The organism is Heyndrickxia shackletonii (assembly GCF_001420715.1).
Taxonomy (GTDB): domain Bacteria; phylum Bacillota; class Bacilli; order Bacillales; family Bacillaceae_C; genus Margalitia; species Margalitia shackletonii.
The window spans coordinates 290,006-312,267 of record NZ_LJJC01000006.1 but is presented as its reverse complement, the minus strand read 5'-3'; the positions used below and the strand labels follow the sequence as shown (position 1 = coordinate 312,267).

At 38.3% G+C, this 22,262-nt stretch carries 20 protein-coding genes; 13 read left to right on the top strand and 7 right to left on the bottom strand.

The window, feature by feature from the left end; genetic code table 11:
• Positions 1 to 29: 29 nt before the first annotated feature.
• Positions 30 to 2,246: an MMPL family transporter gene (locus tag AN964_RS19845; protein WP_055741553.1), complete on the top strand. Its 2,217-nt coding sequence runs from the start codon at positions 30 to 32 to the stop codon at positions 2,244 to 2,246.
• Between the two features lie 397 nt (positions 2,247 to 2,643).
• Here AN964_RS19845 and AN964_RS19840 read toward each other — a convergent pair whose 3' ends face one another.
• On the bottom strand, positions 2,644 to 3,714 hold the full coding sequence (locus AN964_RS19840; RefSeq protein WP_055741552.1) for a sulfite oxidase: 1,071 nt from the start codon (positions 3,712 to 3,714) through the stop codon (positions 2,644 to 2,646).
• Positions 3,715 to 3,861: 147 nt separating this feature from the next.
• On the opposite strand from AN964_RS19840, the gene AN964_RS19835 reads away from it, so the two are divergent.
• The 4 genes from AN964_RS19835 (at position 3,862) to AN964_RS19820 (ending at position 7,428) form a co-directional block, all read left to right on the top strand.
• Positions 3,862 to 5,028 carry a M20 family metallopeptidase gene (locus tag AN964_RS19835; protein ID WP_055741551.1) on the top strand — a complete coding sequence of 389 codons (1,167 nt, stop codon included), beginning with the start codon at positions 3,862 to 3,864 and terminating at the stop codon, positions 5,026 to 5,028.
• A gap of 194 nt (positions 5,029 to 5,222) precedes the next feature.
• Positions 5,223 to 5,993, top strand: a complete 771-nt coding sequence (locus AN964_RS19830; RefSeq protein WP_055741550.1) for a basic amino acid ABC transporter substrate-binding protein — start codon at positions 5,223 to 5,225, stop codon at positions 5,991 to 5,993.
• A 60-nt stretch (positions 5,994 to 6,053) separates the two neighbouring features.
• Positions 6,054 to 6,713 (top strand): amino acid ABC transporter permease, encoded by a 660-nt coding sequence (locus AN964_RS19825; RefSeq protein WP_055741549.1) that lies wholly within the window; start codon positions 6,054 to 6,056, stop codon positions 6,711 to 6,713.
• Positions 6,706 to 7,428, top strand: a complete 723-nt coding sequence (locus AN964_RS19820) for an amino acid ABC transporter ATP-binding protein (protein WP_055741548.1) — start codon at positions 6,706 to 6,708, stop codon at positions 7,426 to 7,428. Before AN964_RS19825 ends, AN964_RS19820 begins: the two co-directional genes overlap by 8 nt.
• 201 nt (positions 7,429 to 7,629) lie before the next feature.
• On the opposite strand, the gene AN964_RS19815 is transcribed toward AN964_RS19820, so the two are convergent.
• Entirely contained in the window at positions 7,630 to 9,234 is a 1,605-nt protein-coding gene (locus AN964_RS19815; protein WP_055741547.1) for an FMN-binding glutamate synthase family protein, read from the bottom strand.
• 280 nt (positions 9,235 to 9,514) lie between these two features.
• On the opposite strand from AN964_RS19815, the gene AN964_RS19810 reads away from it, so the two are divergent.
• The 5 genes from AN964_RS19810 to AN964_RS19790 all read left to right on the top strand — a co-directional run bounded on the left by AN964_RS19810 (position 9,515) and on the right by AN964_RS19790 (position 15,415).
• Positions 9,515 to 11,149, top strand: a complete 1,635-nt coding sequence (locus tag AN964_RS19810) for an acetolactate synthase large subunit (protein ID WP_152982437.1) — start codon at positions 9,515 to 9,517, stop codon at positions 11,147 to 11,149.
• Positions 11,150 to 11,168: 19 nt separating this feature from the next.
• Positions 11,169 to 12,602 carry an aldehyde dehydrogenase family protein gene (locus tag AN964_RS19805; RefSeq protein WP_055741545.1) on the top strand — a complete coding sequence of 478 codons (1,434 nt, stop codon included), beginning with the start codon at positions 11,169 to 11,171 and terminating at the stop codon, positions 12,600 to 12,602.
• A gap of 360 nt (positions 12,603 to 12,962) precedes the next feature.
• The gene (locus AN964_RS19800; RefSeq protein ID WP_055741544.1) at positions 12,963 to 13,385 is read left to right on the top strand and encodes a DUF4064 domain-containing protein; all 423 of its coding nucleotides are present in this window, start codon (positions 12,963 to 12,965) and stop codon (positions 13,383 to 13,385) included.
• A 251-nt stretch (positions 13,386 to 13,636) separates the two neighbouring features.
• On the top strand, positions 13,637 to 14,086 hold the full coding sequence (locus tag AN964_RS19795) for a CBS domain-containing protein (protein WP_055741543.1): 450 nt from the start codon (positions 13,637 to 13,639) through the stop codon (positions 14,084 to 14,086).
• Positions 14,087 to 14,173: 87 nt separating this feature from the next.
• The gene (locus AN964_RS19790) at positions 14,174 to 15,415 is read left to right on the top strand and encodes an MFS transporter (RefSeq protein ID WP_055741542.1); all 1,242 of its coding nucleotides are present in this window, start codon (positions 14,174 to 14,176) and stop codon (positions 15,413 to 15,415) included.
• Between the two features lie 390 nt (positions 15,416 to 15,805).
• Here AN964_RS19790 and AN964_RS19785 read toward each other — a convergent pair whose 3' ends face one another.
• Complete coding sequence (locus tag AN964_RS19785; RefSeq protein WP_055741541.1) at positions 15,806 to 16,078, bottom strand: acylphosphatase; 273 nt, start codon at positions 16,076 to 16,078, stop codon at positions 15,806 to 15,808.
• A 99-nt stretch (positions 16,079 to 16,177) separates the two neighbouring features.
• Here AN964_RS19785 and AN964_RS19780 point away from each other — a divergent pair, with 99 nt between their 5' ends.
• The 3 genes from AN964_RS19780 (at position 16,178) to AN964_RS19770 (ending at position 18,781) form a co-directional block, all read left to right on the top strand.
• The gene (locus AN964_RS19780) at positions 16,178 to 16,663 is read left to right on the top strand and encodes a PaaI family thioesterase (protein ID WP_055741540.1); all 486 of its coding nucleotides are present in this window, start codon (positions 16,178 to 16,180) and stop codon (positions 16,661 to 16,663) included.
• Positions 16,664 to 17,011: 348 nt separating this feature from the next.
• On the top strand, positions 17,012 to 18,193 hold the full coding sequence (locus AN964_RS19775) for a ParM/StbA family protein (RefSeq protein ID WP_055741539.1): 1,182 nt from the start codon (positions 17,012 to 17,014) through the stop codon (positions 18,191 to 18,193).
• 9 nt (positions 18,194 to 18,202) lie between these two features.
• Complete coding sequence (locus tag AN964_RS19770; protein WP_055741538.1) at positions 18,203 to 18,781, top strand: hypothetical protein; 579 nt, start codon at positions 18,203 to 18,205, stop codon at positions 18,779 to 18,781.
• 46 nt (positions 18,782 to 18,827) lie between these two features.
• Here the strand turns inward: AN964_RS19770 and AN964_RS19765 are convergent, their stop codons facing one another.
• From AN964_RS19765 to AN964_RS19755, 4 genes are all read right to left on the bottom strand, one after another.
• On the bottom strand, positions 18,828 to 19,196 hold the full coding sequence (locus AN964_RS19765) for a VOC family protein (RefSeq protein WP_055741537.1): 369 nt from the start codon (positions 19,194 to 19,196) through the stop codon (positions 18,828 to 18,830).
• Between the two features lie 175 nt (positions 19,197 to 19,371).
• On the bottom strand, positions 19,372 to 19,494 hold the full coding sequence (locus AN964_RS25760; protein ID WP_083489485.1) for a DUF4023 domain-containing protein: 123 nt from the start codon (positions 19,492 to 19,494) through the stop codon (positions 19,372 to 19,374).
• An 89-nt stretch (positions 19,495 to 19,583) separates the two neighbouring features.
• Complete coding sequence (locus AN964_RS19760; protein ID WP_055741536.1) at positions 19,584 to 20,858, bottom strand: MFS transporter; 1,275 nt, start codon at positions 20,856 to 20,858, stop codon at positions 19,584 to 19,586.
• A 29-nt stretch (positions 20,859 to 20,887) separates the two neighbouring features.
• Complete coding sequence (locus AN964_RS19755; RefSeq protein ID WP_055741535.1) at positions 20,888 to 22,192, bottom strand: alkaline phosphatase family protein; 1,305 nt, start codon at positions 22,190 to 22,192, stop codon at positions 20,888 to 20,890.
• Positions 22,193 to 22,262: the final 70 nt, after the last annotated feature.

Sequence of the window (22,262 nt, the reverse complement as noted above, 5' to 3'; positions counted from 1 at the left end):
TTGGTATGTATTTTCAAGGGGGGAGAGCAATGAAGTTTCTCGTTCGTTTTATAGAAGCAACCTCAAGCCGAAAAGGGAGATGGATAACACTTCTTATATGGGTTGTTTTAGTCGGCCTTCTTTCTTCTATTTTCCCAAACGTAAATAAAATGGCGGATAATGGGGCAACTAATTTGCCTAAGAATACAATGTCCGTCCAGGCAGAACAAGTGGCGAAAAAACAGTTTCCGAATAATTCAGGAACACCGTTGCTGTTAGTTTGGTTTCGAGAGGATGGTTTGACAAACCAGGATTTACAACAAGTAACAAAATTATATAAGCATTTAAAAACTAGCCCTTTGCCGGAACAAAGCTTTATTCCTCCTTTGGGAAATCTTCCGGCAGAAGCTTTAAAGTCTTCTGTTTCAGAAGACGGCACATCCCTTGTAACACCGATCTTTTTGGATGAAAAGGCTAGTTCCGACGATATAGCAGAAAATTTATCAAAGCTTAAAAGTTATATGGGTAAAGAAATATCGAAGGATCTTTTGGATAAAAAGATTAATGAATCCGGATTACATGTGCGTTTTACCGGACCAGCGGGAATTTCAACGGATGCTGCCGCGCTATTTAGTAAAGCAGATATTACATTGTTAATTTCGACGATTCTTTTGGTGTTAATTTTGTTAATCGTGTTATACCGTTCACCGATTCTCGCAATTGTGCCCCTTATCGGCGTTGGATTTGCGTACGGGTTAACAGGACCTATTCTTGGATTTTTAGCGAAGAAAGGCATTATCACCGTAGATTCTCAAGCTATCTCGATTATGACTGTATTGTTATTTGGTGCAGGAACCGATTATTGTTTATTTTTAGTCTCTAAATACAGGGAGTACTTATTAGAAGAGCCCGATAAATTCACGGCATTGAAAAAAGCGGTGAAGCATTCTGGAGGGGCAATATTCGTAAGTGCCATTACCGTTGTTTTGAGTTTAAGCACATTGTTATTAGCACATTACGGATCTTTTCAGCGGTTTGCCATCCCTTTTAGTTTAGTTATTCTTATTATGGGAATCGCTGCATTAACCTTGCTTCCAGCATTACTTGCGATTTTCGGGAGGATATCATTCTTTCCATTTGTCCCTAGAACAGAGGAAATGGTAAAAGAATTAGAATGGAAAAAGGGAAAGAAAATTCGCCGGCCATCTGGAAATTGGAGCAAAAGGTTTGGCAATTTTGTAGTTGGAAAACCCTGGACTGTCATTATATTAAGTGTTGTTTTACTAGTCGGGCTAGCAGCCTTTTCACCTCGAATCCAATATACACAAAATTTAATTGATTCGTTTCCAAAGGATATGCCATCACGAGAAGGATTTACGATAATGGCAGATCATTTCTCAGCGGGTGAACTTGCACCTATGAAATTGATAGTAAACAGTGAAGGAAAGGATCTTCCAATAAAAGAGCAATTAAGTAAACGCTCTTTTGTAGAAAGTGTTTCAGAACCAACAAAAGGGAAGAATGAAAACTATTTATCATATAATGTTATTTTAAAAGGAAATCCATACAGCACCCAATCAGTAGAATCAGTACCTAAAGTTACCAAAGAAGTTTCCGGAATTTTACATGACGCAGGGATTAAAGCAAAGGGGCATTATTGGATTGGCGGGGAAACCTCGAAGCTTTATGATACGGAAAATATAACGGATCGTGATACCAAAGTAATTGTTCCAGTAGTGATAGCAATTATAGCAGCACTTTTACTTTTATATTTACGTTCCATTGTAGCTACTATTTATCTAATCATAACAGTGTTGCTTTCCTATTTTTCTGCTTTAGGCGCAAGCTGGCTTCTGATTCATTACGGAATGGATATTCCGGCGATTTCCGGATTGATTCCGTTATATTCCTTTGTTTTCTTAGTGGCCCTCGGTGAGGATTATAATATCTTTATGATCTCAAGCATTTGGAAAAACAGGCGAACCCAGCCGCACCGTCTTGCAATCGCAAATGGAGTTAGTGAAACGAGCAGTGTTATCACCTCTGCAGGTCTTATATTAGCGGGTACATTTGCAGTATTAGCTACCTTGCCGATTCAAGTATTATTACAGTTCGGTATTGTTACAGCAATAGGTGTTTTACTAGATACATTTATCGTTCGGCCACTATTGGTTCCTGCAATCACTACTGTGCTTGGCCGCTATGCCTTTTGGCCGGGGAAATTGTGGAAGACAGATAAATGGGAAAAGGAAAAGATAGACTCATAGGTTTAATCAGAAGACCAAATCATATTTTTGATTTGGTCTTCAAATATATCAAATTGTTGGAACTTGGCGGACACTAAATCCGTTATTTGTGACAAAATGGGCTTTTTCCTCTTTTTTGCGGACTGAGGTTCCGCTATTTTGTATATAAGTTGTGATTTCCACCTATTTTTTCATAAATAACGGAATAAGTGTCCGTTAAACTCTTAAATTAGGGGCATTTTATAGAAATAACGGATCCTAGGTCCGCTTAAATTGATTGTCTTGTGAAAGCAGCCCCCGGCTAGCCTAGTGAATATCCATATCATAAATAGGCATCATACTTCACTGTTCTTCCTAAATCTTGCGTCGAAGTCATGAAACCCGTACGTTAGAGCTTCGTCACTTGCGCTTTTCTAAATTATTCAACCTTCACACGTATACAATCCGCTGCATTATATCCATACCCCTTTCGATTCCAAAAAGGGCTCATTGGCTGAGTTTGGTGATACGAATCGGTAGCCTTTGACATAATGGTATATTCACCTTTTTCCGATACAACCCATTCATAGGACCAAGAAACCCATTCATACTGGGACCGGTGATCACTTTTGATAGTAGCATAAGACCATGTTTGCCCATTATCTGTACTAATTTCAACCCTCTGTATTGTACCCTTTCCAGTCCAGGCAATTCCTTTAATAGTATGTCTTCCTGCATTTAGAATTTGCATATTATTTGGTTTTTGGATGGTTGAGTTCACGTTTATGTTGGTGACAGGAAAAGAATCATTATTGTTATCTTTATGTGGGTAATAAACATAATCAATAGACTGAAATGGACCATTGAAATGCGAATCAATTACGGTTATTTGTCTAACCCATTTTACTGATGCCATAGCATACCAACCCGGAACAATCAGTCTTAAAGGATACCCATGCTTAAACGGAATCGGTTGATGATTATATTCATAGGCAATAATGGTATCAGGATGGAGTGCTTTTTCAAGCGGGAGGCTTCTGGCAAACCTATGGATACCATCGATACCAGGTTGTTTGCCATAGTCGTAACCTTCTACTATAACCTCCTTTGCATCATCCTTTAATCCGGTTTGTTCAAGTAGTGCTTTTAAAGGTACACCCTTCCAATAACCTTGACTTATTCCACCATTACCCCACTGTTCTCCATATACTTTTGGCTCAAAAAAGCTTCGTTTATCTCCTGCACATTCAAGGACTACTTTTAACTTCTTTGCAGGAAACTGAATGAGTTCCTGCATCGAAAAGAGTTTAGGCTCTTTGACAGCGCCATTTATAGGGAGCCAATAGAAGGAGGAAGAGAGCATTGGATAGGGAAAATGATTGCGTCTATAAAATAATGGATTTTCCACAATATCTTTTTTTATAAAAGCTATAGGTGTTTCCTGATTTTCAGGCATTAAACTATGTGTTTTCAAGTATGGCTTTATATCAGGGAATCGTTGATTGTACATAATTACCTCCTATAACAAAGTAGGTAATAATAAATATGTTCATGAAAGTTCGATTAGAAATATTGTTGAACGGTTATTTTTGATGTATATTTATAAAATATAATAAATATTTAACAATTTGTATAAAAATACAGGAGGATCATGAAAATGAAGGACCTTTTAAAAACATATGTACAATCGATACAAAGCAAGCTTTGGGAGATGAGCGATTATTTATACCATCATCCAGAGTTAGGTGACCAAGAATATAATTCTATGAAACTATTAGTGGAGTTTTTGGAAGAACATGATTTTACGGTCGAAACAGGGATTGTCGGCAGACCTACTGCATTTAAGGCAGTATACGATAGTAAAAAGCCTGGACCGACCATTGCATATTTATCCGAGTATGATGCATTGCCGGGAATCGGGCATGGATGCGGCCATAATATGATCGGTACAATGGGCGCTGGAGCAGGGGTATTGTTAAGTAAAGTGCTGGATGAAATTGGCGGCCGAGTTGTCGTGCTGGGAACACCAGCAGAAGAAACCAATGGTGCAAAGGTTCCGATGGCAGAGCAAGGTATTTTTGAAGATATTGATGCTGCGATGATTTTGCATCCTTCTGATGAATCCTATGAAAGCGGTGAATCATTAGCAATGGATGCGATTCAGTTTGACTTTAGAGGTAAATCCAGCCATGCCGCTGCTTCTCCTGAAAAAGGCATTAACGCACTGGATACAGCAATTCAGCTATTCAATGGGATTAACGCTCTCCGTCAGCATGTTACTTCTGACGTTCGCATTCACGGGATTATTAAAGAAGGCGGGCTAGCCGCTAATATTGTGCCTGATAAAGCAGTTGCGCAATTTTATGTGCGTGCAAAGGACCGCAATAATTTAAATGAGGTAGTGGAAAAGGTAAAAAATATTGCAAAAGGTGCGGCATTAATGACAGGTGCGCAAATTTATATCGATAATTATGAACTAAGCTATGATAATATGGTCACTAATCAAACATTATCAAATCTTTTCACGAATAATCTTTTATCGACTGGTATAGCGGAAATTAAAAAATCAAAAGAATCCTATGGTTCAATTGATATGGGGAATGTAAGTCATGTTGTCCCTGCCATTCATCCATATATTGGCCTTGATTCCCCTGGTTTAACCGCCCATACACAGGAATTTGCAGATACCACTATTACGGAAAACTCTCATAATATCCTGGCAAAAGGTGCTTTGGCTCTTGCTCAAACTGGTTATGATTTAATTACGAATAAAGAAGTCTTTGAAAAAATGAAAGAAGAATTTTATGAAAAAGTAAATGCTTAATATCCAGAGGAAGCACCCCTTATTCATAGGGGTGTTTCTTTATGAATGTATAAAAATGCTTTTTTAAAGGTGAAAAATTAATAAAAATACACTTTGCAAGATTAATTATATGTGTTAAAATGCATTATGTTGAATAAAAATACAAATCTATTAATAATAATGAATTCAAATATACAACAAATGGAGGCAAAGACATGAAGAAATACATGTTATTATTTGTAGTTATTATCACAGCAGTATTTATGGGAGCTTGTGGCCAAAGCAAAGCGAATGGAAGCAATGGCGATGACTCCAAAAAAGGGAAAGTTTTAATCATGGGGACCTCAGCTGACTTTCCGCCATTTGAAACAAGAGATACAGCAGGGAATGTAGTAGGATTTGATGTTGATCTCGGTAATTATATTGCGAAAAAGCTAGGGTATAAGCTTGAGATAAAAGATATGAAGTTTGATGGATTAATAGGTGCTTTACAATCCAAACGTGTCGATATGGTGCTTTCCGGAATGTCCGCTACAGAAGAAAGAAAGAAGAACGTAGACTTTTCTACTCCATATCATCATTCAGGTGAAATGTTTGTTACAAAAAAAGGTTCTTCGATTAATACGGTTGATGATTTAAAAGGCAAAACAATAGGTGTTCAACTAGGTTCGATTCAAGAAGAAGGGGCCAAAAACCTTCAAAAAACGGTTAAATTTGATACAAAGGCGATGGATGACTCCACAACGCTGATTCAAGAACTATTATCTAGTCGGATTCAGGCAGCATATTTAGATAAATCCGTAGCAGAAGGCTATATTAAAAATCAAGGATTAACAGGCTTTGATGATCCAACAACTAGCTCTCCGGGAATGGGAATCGCGTTCCCTAAAGGTAGCAATCTTGTAGACAAAGTCGACAAAATTTTAAAAGAAATGCAAGATAACGGAAAAATGGATGAATTGAAGGCAAAGTGGATTAAAAAATAATGAATGTATATGTAATGAAGAATTACCTTCCAAGATAATTATTGAAAAGAGGTGTAAGGCATGAATTTGGACTTTAGCCAAATTGTGCCTTATATTCCTTTTATAATAAAAGGAATATGGGCTACGTTAAAATTTGTTATTGTTTCTATTATTTTTGGGTTTGCATTAGGTACATGTTTAGCATTATTTAAGATTTCCAGAATAAAAGTTTTAAAATGGTTTGCAGATTTTTATACGTCTATTTTTCGTGGGACCCCATTAATATTGCAATTAATGATTATTTATTTTGCAGTTCCACAATTAACAGGATATGATATCTCCACATTTTTATCGGCAATTTTAGCCTTTGGCTTAAACTCTTCTGCATATGTTTCAGAGATTATTAGAGCAGGAATTCAAGCGGTTGATAAAGGACAAACAGAGGCGGCTCAAGCATTAGGCATCCCGTATCGTTTAATGATGAAGGATCTTATCATGCCCCAAGCCCTTAAAAATATATTACCCGCATTAATGAATGAGTTCATTTCTTTAACGAAAGAATCTGCTATCGTATCAACCATTGGATATTTAGATCTAATGCGCCGAGCTACGGTAGTTGGTTCAAAAATCTACCGAAATTTTGAACCGTTAATTTTCGTTGGTTTAATCTATTGGGCAATGGTTTTAATTTTAACGCTGCTAGGTAAGCTGCTAGAAAGGAGAATGAAATACAGTGATTAAAGTAGAAAACCTTTCTAAAACATTTGGGAAAAACGAGGTATTGAAAAATATTTCTACGAGTATTAATACTGGAGAAGTAGTCTCTATCATTGGGCCATCCGGATCGGGAAAGTCTACTTTACTTCGCTGTATTAATCTTTTAGAAAAGCCGACAAAAGGCAGAGTTCTTGTATATGATCAGGATATAACGGATCCTAAGACAAATATAAATAAAGTCCGTGAGCAAATCGGAATGGTTTTTCAGCATTTTCATTTATTCCCGCATATGACGGTATTGGATAACTTAACCTATGCACCGATGAAAGTAAAAGGTGAATCTCGTCAAGTTGCAGAAAAGAAGGCTAGGGAATTACTGTCGCGAGTAGGTTTAACAGAAAAAGAGAATGCCTATCCCAATAATCTTTCGGGTGGCCAGAAACAGCGTGTTGCCATCGCTCGCGCTCTGGCGATGGAACCGAAGCTAATGCTGTTTGATGAACCGACATCAGCACTGGACCCGGAGATGGTCAAGGAAGTACTGAATGTTATGAAGGATCTCGCCCAATCTGGGATGACGATGGCGATTGTGACACATGAAATGGGATTTGCGAAGGAAGTGGCGGATCGCGTTCTGTTTCTCGATGATGGGGTACTTCTGGAAGAAGGAAAACCAGAGGAATTTTTTAATTCCCCTCGGACAAGCAGAGCGAAAGACTTTTTGGAGAAGGTTTTATAGAGATAAATATGATGAGTGTGTGCACAAAGTCCTGATTCGCGAGATTAAGGATAAAATTGACGAGATTAAGTTCGATTTTCGCGTGATTAAGCACAAAATTGACGAGATTATGCTTCATTTTTTCGATGTTAAAAACCGCAGGATTATAAATCTGAAATAAATAACAAAAAACAGTGGTTTGGAAGCTCCAAGCCACTGTTTTTAACCCGCATCAATTTGTTTTTGTATATCATTTAAAATACTTTCCAGTGAATAGACAACCCCTTTATCATCTTTATACATAATATTTTTTGGTGAGAAATGAACAGGTGATTCCAGTCCTGCAGCTGCTGAAATTCGGAACAATCCTTTTCTTAATGTGATTAGATAGTTTGCTACTCGATATTTTTTCTCATCAATTACTAGGGCTTTTTGTAAAGCAGGATCGGTCGTAGCAACCCCAACAGGACATGTATTGGATTGACATTTTAACGTTTGGATGCACCCGACTGATATCATGAATCCTCGTGCGATATTAATAAGATCTGCCCCCATTGCCAGTGCAATTGCTACCCGATCTGGAGTGAACAGCTTTCCGGAGGCAATAATTTTAACCCGATCACGGACTCCATATTTTTTTAGGGTAGACACAAGGATGGGAAGCCCGGACCTTATCGGCAATCCGACACTGTCCATTAATTCTTGGTAGGAAGCACCGGTTCCGCCTTCACCTCCATCTACCGTAATAAAGTCTGGACCTTTACCGGTTTCTTTCATGTACTTTGCCAATTCCTCCGCACTGTCATTGCCTCCAACCACCATCTTCAATCCAACTGGTTTGCCGGTAGCTTCCCGAATTTTCTCCATAAATTCACACATTGCAGGCACATCACTGAATTGTTTAAAACGGTTTGGGCTGTCTACTGATTTATATGGTTCCACCTTACGAATTTCTGCGATTTCCGGATTAACCTTTTCCGCATCAATATGACCACCGCGTGCTTTTGCACCTTGGGCAAGTTTGATTTCGAACGCTTTTATTTGAGGAATTTCGCTTTTCCTTTTTAGCTCGTCCCAATCGACGTCCCCTTCTTTATTGCGAATTCCAAATAAGGCAGGACCGATTTGCATAATAATATCCACTCCACCCTCTAAATGGTAAGGGGAAAGCCCGCCTTCTCCTGTATTCATCCATGTTCCTTTTGCTATACCTAATCCTTTCGATAATGCGGTAATCGCATTTTTTCCTAGTGCACCATAACTCATGGCGGACATTCCAATCAGTCCTTTTAGAACGAAGGGATGTCTTGTATTTGGTCCAATCACAATGGCATCGTCATCGTGAAGCAAGTAGGCAGATGACTCATCCTCTTCGAGTTTTTCTTCTCTTTGGGAAAAAAGCGGATCCTTAATAAGTAAGTATCTTTGAGTTAACGCCATTGTTTCCATGTCAACTTTCAACTCTTCTGTTAGCTTTGGAAACATATCATTACGGACATAGTACCCTTCCCCTTCGAAATCACGTTTTGAACCAAAGCCAATAACATCACGTTTATATTTGGCGCTTCTTACAATATGTTCGTAATCATCCCTTGAAAAAGGTTTTCCTTCTGTATCGCTATTAAACCAATATTGACGCATTTCTGGCCCGATTTTTTCAAAGAAGTAACGGACCCTTCCAAGAGCAGGATAATTTCGCAAAATAGAATGCATCTTTTGGTTACGGTCAAAAATTAATAGATAAATGATGAAAATAGCAAGGATGATGATTACTAATGCGATGAAAATAAACCCGATGATGATTAAGAGATTTGCGGCAAAATTCATGGCTTTCCTCCTATTAAAAAAGCGTAAGCTCCTTGCTCATCCGCTAGCCTAAGGCTGCTTGCGCTAATCATGGTTTAACTTTTATTTGATGCGAAACTTATAAATCCTTATATAAAAATTGTCTACGGATAATATAAGCAGACTAATACAAATTTATACAGTAGTCATGGTTAGTCTCCAATTTATACATAATTTCCTTTTGCATCGGAAAACTAGAACGAGCAAAGCAAACAAAGATCATCTAAATAAAAGAGATATGTATAAAGGAGGGAATAGTTTCTTGAAAGCTTCTGATTTATTCGTGCAATGTTTGGAAAATGAGGGAGTGGAATATATATTTGGTATTCCCGGTGAGGAAAATACAGATTTAATTGATTCCTTAATCGGCTCCAAAATTGAATTTGTATTAGTTCATCACGAACAAGCAGCTGCATTCATGGCAGATGTGTATGGTCGATTAACGGGGAAACCCGGAGTCTGTCTTGCTACTCTTGGCCCAGGAGCAACTAATTTATTGACCGGAATTGGTGATGCCTACTTAGATCGTTCCCCAGTTGTAGCGATAACTGGGCAGGCGGGGCTTGATAGAATTCATAAGGAGTCTCATCAATATGTAGATATTATCGGCGTGTTTGAGAAAGTTACAAAATGGAACCAGCAAATACGAGTGCCGAAAACCATTCCGGAAATAATAAGGAAGGCTTTTAAAGTAGCTGTTTCCGAGAAACCGGGTGCTGTTCATATTGAGCTTCCAGAAGATATTGCGATGGCAGATACAGAAGGGAAGCCATTACAAGTGACACCTATCCCGCTTTCATGTCCGGACGAAGCGGAAATCAAAAAAGCGGCTGAGATTATTAATCGTGCTTCTAAACCAATTATTTTAGCAGGAAATGGAGTTATACGTGATAAGGCGAGTGAAAGCTTACGCAAATTTGCGGAAGAGAAGAATATTCCGGTTGTGAACACATTTATGTCAAAGGGTGTATTGCCTTCCGACCATCCATTAACCCTTTTCACGGTTGGCATGCAGGCAAAAGACTATGTTTTATGTGGATTTGATCAAGCGGATCTCATTATAACAATTGGGTACGATTTTGTAGAGTATCTGCCTAAATACTGGAATGATGAAGCAATGAATCTAATTGTTCATATTGATAGTCTTTCAGCGGAAGTGGATGAATATTATCCGCTTGCGGCTGAATTAGTCGGAAATGTTGGAAGGGCAGTTGAACTCCTTAGTCCTCATGTGGAGAAGAAAGAGCTTTGGCCGGGAGTAAAAAAATTAAAAGCCCAGTTAGATGAAAAACTGCATGCAGACGATGAAGTTTCTGGAAGCCCGGTCAAGCCGCAGCACATATTAGCGGATATAAAAAAGGCAGGGAAAGAGGAAGCGATTATCATTTCAGATGTTGGGGCCCATAAAGTCTGGGTCGCCCGCATGTATCAGCCTGATCAGCCGAACCATACCATCATTTCAAATGGATGGGCATCAATGGGAATTGCCGTTCCAGGTGCCATTGCAGCAAAGCTTGCCCATCCAGATAAACCGGTTATAGCAGTAACTGGTGATGGAGGATTTCTGATGAATGGAGTGGAATTAGCAACGGCGAAACGATTAGGACTTGCCTTTGTTGTTGTGATTTTCCATGATTCTAAATTCGGTTTAATTGAGTGGAAACAGTTAAATAAATTTAATCGAACAAATGATATTCAATTCAAGGACCCTGATTTTATGGAATTTGCCGAAAGCTTTGGAGCTAAAGGGGTAAAGGTAAAGCATTCCGACGAATTGTTGCCTGCATTGAAAGATGCCCTTAATAGCAAAGAGATTGTCCTCATTGATGTGGATGTCGATTATTCAGAAAATGTAAAGCTTTCTAAAACGCTAGGCGATTATATTTGTAAATTATAATACATTAGGAGGAGCGATAATGAAGAAAAAGTGGCAATTATGGATTGGCGGGAAGTGGAGAGAGGCTAAAACTTATGAGCCTTTGTATAATCCGCATACAGAGGAGGAAATAGCTCAAATCGGACAAGCAGAGCCCGAGGATGCGGTGGAGGCAGTTGTGGAAGCCCATGCTGCATTCCAAAAGTTTCGCCATTATCCGGCACATGCCCGTGCCAAAATATTAGCTCGTGTTGCTACGATTATGGAGGAGCGTGGAGAGGAATGCGCCATGATAATGGCAACGGAAGCAGCCAAATCCATAAGGAATGCTCGGGAAGAGGTAAGTCGTACGGTTCAAACCTACCGTTTTGCAGCAGAAGCAGCAAAAAGTAATTATGGTACACAAATCCCAATGGATGCAGCAGAAGGAGGAGAAAAACGTTTTGGTTTTACCGTTCGTAGCCCGATCGGGGTAGTTACGGCCATCACTCCTTTTAATTTTCCTTTTAATCTTGTTGCGCATAAGGTTGGCCCTGCAATCGCTGCCGGAAATTCAATCGTGTTAAAACCGGCAGAACAAACACCGTTAAGCTCACTCTTTTTAGCGGAGGTTTTTAAAGAGGCCGGACTTCCGGATGGGGTCTTAAATATTATTCCCGGCAAAGGAGATGTCTTGAGCGAGGTTTTAACAACTCACCCACATGTGAAAAAGGTTACCTTTACTGGAAGTGTGGAGGTAGGGCATATTATTCAGCAGCAGGCAGGTTTTCGTAAGCTGACGCTCGAGCTCGGCTCGAATTCTCCTTTCATTATAGATGAAGGAGTAGATATTGATAAAGTGATTGACCGGAGTGTACAAGGTGCGTTTTCTTACAATGGGCAAATATGTATTTCCATTCAGCGTATTTATGTACATAAATCCCTCTATGAGCAATTTTTAGCACGATTTGTTACACGGACTAATCAGTTGGTCATCGGCTCACCTTTTGATGAAAAAACGAATATTACAGCGGTAATTAACAAGAAATCCTTGGAACGGATCAAAAGCTGGATTGATGAGGCGGTTCAAGAGGGAGCTAAGATTGAGTGCGGCGGTAAGGTAGAGGGAAATGTGTTAACACCGACCGTATTAACGAATGTAAATCGAGAATCTAAGGTATTCCGTTTCGAGATTTTCGGGCCAGTTGTTTGTATTTTTCCATTTGATACATTAGACAACGCCATTAAAGATGCAAATGATTCCCGATATGGATTAAATTCCGGAATTATAACCCCAAGCCTGGAGCGGGCATTCTATGCTTCGGAGCGTCTAGAAACGGGTGGCGTTATTGTCAACGATATCCCAACCTTCCGAATTGACAATATGCCTTATGGCGGATGGAAAGATAGCGGTGTAGGCAGGGAAGGGGTTAAATATGCAATGGATGAAATGATGGAGCAGAAGTTTATTAGCTTTAAGATTGGAGATGAGTAAATGAGAAAGGTGCCAGGCAAATTCCTGGCACCTTTTTTAAGAATTAAAAGGTCTGTCTAGTGCAAGCGGCTGCCTTCTCCTGATTAATTAAGGCGTTTGGGATATTATTACTGTGGGAGTTGGACATGTCTGGCACAGGAGGATGTAGGTAAAAAGAACTGAATCATGCCGTTCATAGGCAGTTTCGTGCGATTGACCCTCTATTTTGTGCCATTTATTCAAAAAGTCGTGCTGTTCACCTTATATTTCGTGCGGTTTAGCAAATTTAGCTTTGAAAAAATTCTTCCCTTTTCATTTAACATGAAACTTTGGGAGAATCTTATCGTAAGTATAGATATAAATACCAAAGGGGGAAAACCGATGAAGCGAACAGCCGAGATTACATTAACGATTATTGGAGTTATTATTAATGCACTTGTAGGGGGCAGTGTGCTATTAATAGCCTCATTATTTAAGAATGAGACTTTTCAAGAACAAGTAAAAAATGAACTTGCCAACGACCAAAAGTTAAATACAGTGGATCCATCAGAGGTTTTAAATGCTATTGGTAATGGAAGCTGGTGGGTTGTTATAGCTTCATTGATTGGACTAGTATTAGGAATTATCGCAGCTGTTTGCCTTAAAGGAAATAACAAACCGAAGCTTGCAGGTATTTTATTAATCATTGCAGCGGTTGTATCCGTTCTATTATCAGTGGGTGTTGACTGGCTGCCAGGTATATTGTTCTTGGTTGCAGGTATTTTAAGCTTGGCTCGTAAACCTAAAAAAGAAATAATGGATTGATAGGGACTTGTCTTATTGGCAAGTCTTTTTATATTTCTAAAATTAGTGGAGAGATAAAAACGCTGTAATAAAATAACCATTTAGCGAATATTTTTCTTTGATATATTCGCTGTTTTTAAGAAAAAATAACCATTTATGTATTGACAACTGAAAAAATCGTTGTATGATACAATCATAAGGTTGTATTATGCAATTAATTTTTTGAGGAGGGAAGACTGCTTTAAAAGTAAGAAATTTATGGGGGGCTGAATTTGCAAGCGTATGAAATCATGATTAACCAAGTTTATAAGGTGAAAGAAAATGACACTGTCCGTTCCGTTATTGAAAAGTTTATCGAACATGGTATTAGCGGTCTCCCGGTGGTAAACGACAGAAATGAAATTGTCGCTTATATCAGTGATGGAGATATCATGCGTTATATTGGCAAGACAAAGGACATAGTGGTGGATTCCTTTTATTATATCAATGTGATAAAAGGAGAAGAATTTGAAGAAAGAGTAGAGCAAATTCTTGACTTGAATGTTATGAAGATTTCGAAAAATAAAGTAATAAAAGTCGCTTGGAATGCAGAAATTGAAAAAATTGCAGGGATATTAGGAAAGAAACAAATTAAAAAGCTGCCGGTAGAACGAAATGGTGTTTTAGTTGGAATCATTAGCCGCGGAGATGTAATTCGAAATATATTTAAATCCATTCTTTAATTTGCTTCCTGAAATTGCACTTATATTAGATTCATATTCTCCCTCGAAAAGAAAATCAAAAACAACAGAATAGGAGTTTTGCATAAAATGTCATCTGTATCACAAAAAGCAGTATCCGTTAGCGCCCCTTCACTACAGCCGGAACCTAGTCTTCTTAAACAGCCAAAGGCAGTTTGGGCAGTCTTTTTCGCGTGTATTATTGCCTTCATGGGGCTTGGTCTTGTTGACCCAATTTTGCCGGCTATTGCTAAAAATATGAATGCTACACCCAGTCAAGTAACATTGCTTTTTACAAGCTATAATGCCGTAATGGCCATAGCCATGCTCATAACGGGGTCCATATCCTCCAGACTTGGAATTAAGTGGACATTATTATTAGGTATTGTCGTAATTGCTGTATTTTCAGCGTTAGGTGGAGCTTCAAATAATATTTGGGCACTTGTTGGTTTACGAGGTGGCTGGGGGCTTGGAAATGCATTGTTTGTAGCCACAGCATTAGCTGCTATTGTATCCCTTTCAAATAGCGGCACAGCAAAAGCAATTATTCTATATGAAGCTGCCATAGGTCTTGGAATTTCGGTAGGACCATTACTTGGAGGATGGTTAGGCGGTATGTCATGGAGAGGTCCATTCTTTGGTGTTGCTACCTTGATGGTAGTAGCCTTTATTGGTCTAATATCTTTAATGCCTAAACAACATTCAGGTGGTCAAACAAAAGGTAAGAAAAAAACATCCTTATTAGATCCATTCCGGGCGTTGAAACACTATTCTCTTTTAGTTTTCGGTATTGCTGCCGCTCTATATAACTTTGGATTTTTTACCTTATTGGCATATGCTCCTTTCGTTATGGGATTAGACGAACATGGATTAGGGTTTGTCTTCTTAGGCTGGGGGATTCTTCTTGCCATTACTTCCGTTTTCATGGCTCCAAAGCTTCAACAATCGTTTGGTACCGTTAAATCAATGTGCTTGATGTTATTCTTGTTTGCCATTGTACTATTAGCGATGGGAATTTGGACATCAACACAATGGGTGATTATTGCAGCTGTTATTTTCGCAGGTGCATTACTTGGAAACAACAATACATTGATCACAACAGCTGTCATGAATGCAACAAATGTAGAACGATCAACAGCTTCTGCTGCTTATAGCTTTTTACGCTTCTTAGGAGGAGCAATAGCACCATATATGGCTGGTAAGCTTGCAGAATTATATAATCCACATGTTCCATTTATAGTAGGGGCAGGATTTGTTCTAGTTTCTGTATTGTTTATTTTGGCTAATGCAAAGCATGTGAAGCATGTTGACGATGTAGAAGCAGGGCATTAAGAAGATAGAAATTAATATAGACTGTACTAACTTAATTGTAAAAGGTTAGTACAGTCTTTTTTCATTTCCTCATTATTTTACTGTCAAAAAGCAATATAAAACCGTTTTAATATCCTAAATTTCCCCTTGCTCCTATAGTTTTTCCTGCTATTTCAATAGAGTTAAAGTGCGTTTTTTGTTTCTTTGTGTCGAGCAGTTTAGCCATTTTTGTAGAAATTTCCCGAGAAATAGATTTGTAGTGATTTAAAAAAATAATTCTATAACTCTAATTAATGATTACTAAGCTATTGGTGGAGATCCTTAAATAGAAAAGTAGGGTGGAACTGGTTCATTAGGAAGTACAGAAAATTATTTAGTGTTTTTTCACAAATGTTATGATGTAATCTAATTTCAATAAAGTACTCTAAATTTCTTATATCCCTTTAACACATCTTTCACTTCAATATGAAGGTCTTTTATTTTTACAAAAGGATTTAATTCCTTTTTCAAGCTTTGGATAAAAATATTTAATTGCTCACTTGTACCCTCCGCCTCTATTTCTACGGAGCCATCTTCCAGATTTTTGACCCAACCGGTAATTTCAAAGGATATCGCTTTTTGCTGGACGGTAAAGCGAAACCCGACTCCTTGCACTTTACCAGTGGCAATTATATGCGCAATCATTATGTAGCCTCCATTTGCATAAATACAATAATAAGTTTGTTTATTCCATCATACAACATATTGATATGTTATACTATTCTGAAAAGGGGAGGGGATTTAATGGAAGAAATAGTAGTGAAGGCTATTCAGGATGATTATCCTGATGATTTTGCATGGTGTTATGGATGTGGTCGTCTCAATGAGGAGGGCCATCACTTTCGAACAGGCTGGAATGGAGAAAATACACTAACGGTTTACACACCACGACCAGAGCATACAGCTTTACCGGGATTTGTGTATGGTGGTTTGATTGCCTCCTTAATTGATTGCCATGGAACCGGTTCGGCTGCATTAGCATTACATCGAAAAAATGGGAATGTGCCAGGTGAAGGGGCTGAGCCTCCGCGTTTTGTTACGGGCTCTTTAAAAGTAGATTTTATAAAGCCTACTCCTCATGGGGTTCCGTTAAAAGCAGTTGGAAAAGTCGAAGAAATTCACCCTAAAAAATGGAAGGTAGATACTGAAGTGTATGCTGGCGATACACTTTGTGCTCGCGGTGAAGTGATAGCCGTTGTGATGCCAAGTACATTCTTGAAAAAAGAATAGATTCTAGAAAAAGCAGGGGAGGCTCCTGCTTTTTTTATAGGGGATTTTTAAGGGTAGCAGCTCTTGTATACAATTTGTATTCAATTGTTTACAAAAACGTACACATGTTTACAAAAATGTATACATGTGTACAAATGCGTGTACTTACTTATTTAGCAGTGTTTATCTACAATGTCCAGCTCCAGCGCCTATCGGCTAGCGGATTTCGTTATTGTTTACGGATTTGTATACAGGATTACAAATTCATGTCTATTGATAAGTATTCATGAAAGATTCCTTAACTCCATTGACCAAGCCTTGTGGTTTCTATAACCTTTTACACATCAATAGTGAAAGGGATGATTTTTTTTGACAAACTCACGTATTGCAGCAATTGATGTAGGTAATGACTCCCTTAAAGGGATTTTTGGAGAAATGGAATACGACATGAATATTCCAAATGTCATTGCCAGAGATATAGAAGACCGTCCTATCATAGGATTAGAGGAATTAAATCAACAAAATCCAATTGACGGCATACATATTCGGGTTCATTCCCCTATATTAAAAGATAATAATTCTATTTACCGTGTAGGTCATTTAGCAACCAAAAGTACTAATTCGACCGAATTAGATCCAGGTAGCAGCAAGTCTGAGGAAGACCAGACTCTTATCATGTTATTTGCAAGCTTGGCCTTAGATGCAGTAAGAGACGAAAATAAGCAAATGTTTAAACGTTCTAATAACGTAATAGAAGCAACCTATACATTAGGAACAGGCCTCCCGCTAAGAGAAGTAAAGGAAGGCAAGGATGTTGGCTTCCGTTCGAGATTGCTTGGATCCGTTCATCAAGTAGAGTTTTTAGTAACACCAAAATATCAGGGTCAAAAGGTAAACATTCGATTTGATGAGGTAAAAGTGTATCCCGAGGGCTTCGCAGCATTCATTAACTTAGTCATGGATAAGAATTTAAATATCATCAATAAAGAATTAATCGATAAACGCATTATTATCCAAGATATCGGCGGTTTATCAACAGATATTGCAGTCATCAAGAATCGTAAAGTAGATGATGACAAGGCACAAGGATTTAACCTGGGTGTTTCAGAGTCCCTTGAAAATATAAGAGAAGAAATTCGCTCCAAGCATGGAGTGGAGCTAGATAGTAGACGCGATGTGGTGGAAATTATTACGAAGAAAAATGATCGTAATCATATTATGGTAAAAGGAAGTAGGACAAGCGTTCACGATATTGTAGATAGAACTCTATTTGAGCTGGCAAAAAAACAATATCGAATTCTTCGTAATATTTGGCAGAAGAACTCGCAAACGGAGATTTGTTATTTTATCGGCGGCGGTTCGATTATTTTAAAGGATTATCTTAAAACAATGAATAATAACCTTGATGGATTCAATATTGACTTCTTTGAGGATGAGAGAGAAAGTATCTGGATGATGGTTAATGCTTACTATAAATTGATAACTGATTTTAACAGAAGGAATAAGAAAGATAAGCAAATAGAAGAGCAAAAACTGGTTAAAAACAAATAAGGTGATTAGATGGAAAAATCAGAGATAAATAGGGGAAAACCCATTACATTTCGCATTCCTTCGGATACCCCTGATCATATTTTGCAATATTTAGGAAAGCTGAAGGAAACAGAAAGGCGAAATTTTTCCAGCAAAATTGCCGAATATGTCATAAATGGTGTTGGACAATCTATATCCAAGAAACGGGAAACTCTAACGATTCCTCTTCCAAAAGGATTGGATAAAACGCAGCGAAATTGGCTTAAACATGAGCAATCACTAGCTTTATTAGGGAGCATTGTCTATCAATTATTAACAGACCCTGTTAAAACAGCTTCCCTTATAGCCTCTTTGAATACAAGTATGGTAGATGTGGAGGATTATCCGTATCCGTTGGAGGAGCCAACCCAAGATGATAATGTAGACTTGATTTATCCTGATACTGACCCAATAAAAGAGGATGAAAGTCACAATACAAGAACAGATCAAGTTGATGATCTTGATAACTTCGATTGGGAGTTGCCTATTCCAGATGAAAATTCCGATGATGAGAAAGAAGAAAGTATGGAGGATCTATTAGGAGATTTTCTGGCACAGATGAATAAGTGATTATAATAAGGATACCCTTGCTTGCAAAGGTATCCTTACATTTCTATTACACTACTACTTCACTCATCAGACTAAGGATGTTGTCCTCCGTGTCTTTGAAAAACACCATCCAAGTTTCTACCTGTCCCATTTTTGCTACTACATGGGGCTCATCAATAAATTGTACTCCTTTGTCGAGGAGTTGGTTATAATGTTCCTTAATATCCTCGACCTGATAATAAATCACAGAACTTGTCTTCGCGAACTCTTCCGATTCAGGCAGGCTAAGCAGGAGTCTAACTCCATTACAATCAAAAAATGCTAATGAATCTGTATTAAATAATAGTGGTAATTCTAAAACATCCTTATAAAATTGTACCGCTCTCTCGAAATCTTTTGCATTTACCCCAATTTGCCCAATTTTTTGGATTCCCATCACGTATCACTCCACTCCAAATGTTTCAATTACAATTATTATACATATATTTCTAAAGATTTTGGTATTTATATAGAAAAATATCAGAATAGGGGGAGAACTGACAGTTTTTTTCAGCTTAAACATTTCAAAATAAAAAGCCATGATTTATAGAAAATCATGACTGAATTACGTATTAATTATGCTGGTTATTTGGAAGTTGTTTATCAGGGTGTCCTTTGCCTTGCTTCTCTTTATTCTCTTTATCCTTCTTTTGTGTATCGTGAAGCTTTTCTACAAATTCATGTGTGTTTTCCAATCTGTTTCCTCCTTGTAATGGGACTTCGGTTGTACTTTTTCCATTCAAGAAAGAAATAATACATTAAAAACTAGGCACTTCGAAAAGATCTATCCAATTTTCTTGCTTGCTGCAATATCATTTTTTTCGTTTGGCACTTTTATGAGAATAATCGCGCCAATAATAAATAGAAGGATAAGACTAAATACTCCGCTGTTTGATTTCCCAGTAATTTGTGCAGTAACTCCTACTAAAAGAGGTCCCATGATGGAGGCAAAATTGCCAAATATATTGTAGAATCCAAAAAATTCGTTGGCATTTTGTTTCGGAACAAGCTTTGCGAAATAGGATCGACTTAATGCTTGAATTCCCCCTTGGGACGATGCAACAAGCATAGCTAATATCCAGAAATCTAAGGTTGTTTTTAAAAAGTAGGCATACGTACAAACAATCATATAGACAATAATGCCGACAAACAGCATCGTTTTACCTGAGAATTTCTCTGCCAATTTCCCATATAAAATAGCAAACGGTGCTGCGACTACTTGGGTGACAAACAAAATAATTAATAGACTTTGAGAGCTTATGCCTAAATCTGTTCCATAGGCAGTCGACATTGTTATAACAGTGCCAACCCCGTCGATATAGAAAAAATAAGCCAGCAGGAATAGGAACAATGAGCGGTATTTACGAATTTCTTTTATCGTCTTTCCTAAACGCCTAAAGCTATTCACAACGGGATTTGGTTCACGTTCAATATAATAACGTTGAAAAACGTTTCGAAACATTGGGATGGAAAAGGATGCCCACCAAATTGCGGTGATTAGGAATGCGATCTTGCTTGCAAGTGTTACAGAGATAGGCAGGATCTCTTTCTGGGCTAAAATAATGATCGCAATACTGATGATAAAGGGAATCGTGCTGCCGATGTATCCAAAGCCGAAGCCGCGAGCGGAAACCTGATTCATTCGTTTTTCTGTTGTGACATCTACGATAAAGGCATCATAAAATACGTTTGCCCCTGAGGCTCCAACGGCAGCAATCGTATAAGCAATTAATAAAAGCAGCCACTGATCACTGGGGATGAATGCCAGAAGCGCAGTAAAGGATACCCCGATAGTAAAAAAGAAAGTAAAAAAGCGTTTTTTAAATCCTTGATAATCGGCAATGGTTCCTAAGACAGGACCGAGTATGGCTAAAATAAATGTAGCAATGGCGACCGTATACCCTAGATAGGCGGTAGAGTTAGCGGCACTTATACCGGCTTTTGTTGCTGCGGCTTTATAAAATAGCGGAAAAACGGCAGTCGAAATAATAATAGAGTATGCAGAATTAGCCCAATCATAAAAAACCCAACTATTCTCTTCCTTCGTAAAACGTTTCATTCTCTAAAACCCCCCTTTTGTAATTTTAATCAAATTAACATTTCTCGTATGATTCTGCCGTCTGTATCTCCAAGATCTAGACCGAGCAATCTTGCAAATGTCGGTCCTTCATCGACAAGATGCATGGACGGGATTATTGCGTTTGAACGAATTCCTTTTCCGGAGGCGATTAGAACAGTGGTGTAATTCTTTTTGTCCGGAGAGTAGCCGTGTGAGGCAACCGTGTATTTTTTGGATTTGACATCCTTGGCTGTAATGGTATCTATTAGTTCTCCATTTAATCCCTCGGTAAAGTAATAACCTTGGTGAGCTTCCACCATGAGGTAGGCATTGGGGTCTGCCCCCTTAGGACAAAGTTCTTCGTTTGTTAACAGCTTCTCAATGCCATTTCGGTCATCCTTTGTTAACTCGTCGAGAAGCTTTTTTAAAATGGACTTGGTTTCGTGGTCATTATCATTCTTTACATAAAGATAAGCGGAGCCGTCACAGCTTTTACAATATGCCTTCCAATCAACTACCTTTCCACGTTTATTTACTTTTATCAACCCAGTTTTTCGAAGTAACACATTTAACTTGATGGCTTTGGACTCATCCAAGGCGCTATGGTCACCTAATACAATAACGGTGGAGTTATTATATATTCCACTCTGTTTTAAAGCTCCGATGATCCGACCAAGACGTTCATCATGCCGCCGTAGTGCCTCATGTGCTTGCACTGATGAGAATCCGTAGAGGTGGCGTTGTGTATCAAGATCCGTAAAATGGACAAGCAATAGGTTAGGCTTTTTCGATTGTATCGTTTGAACGGTGGATTCCAGCACGAAGTCATCTAGCTCGGGCTGGCTTAACCCTTTCCGAATGTTGCCAAAACGGCGATTCATGTCTAATTGATAAAGAGGACTGCCGCTTAGTAAAGAGACGGTAACTTGATTTTGCCAAGGGCGATTTGCAAAAATCTCGGGCATGTTGTAATCGATATTTGCTTTAGCGGTAACCGGCCATAATAATGCAGCTGTAGTTAAGTTGGCTTTTTTTGCTTCATCATAAAGGGTAGTTCCTTTTACATAACGACGGTACCAATACCAATCCGGTGATGGATTCCCGGGCTGCAACAATGTATTATTAATAACACCATGCCGATTTGGAAGTTTTCCGGTTACAATGGTTGCATGGCATGGGTATGTTACGGACGGATAAATCGTTTTAACATTTTTACAATAAGCTTTATGGTTCAAGAGCTCTTGAAAATGCGGAAGCTCCACAAGTGTGGGAAAATCCAGTGAAGATAAACAGTCAAATGATATGACAATTAAGTGGTCTGTCAAGCGTTCCATAACGACCTCCTTTAAATGAGCCGTATAGTATTAAATATAATGGAAAATTTAGAATTTAGGAACATTTATT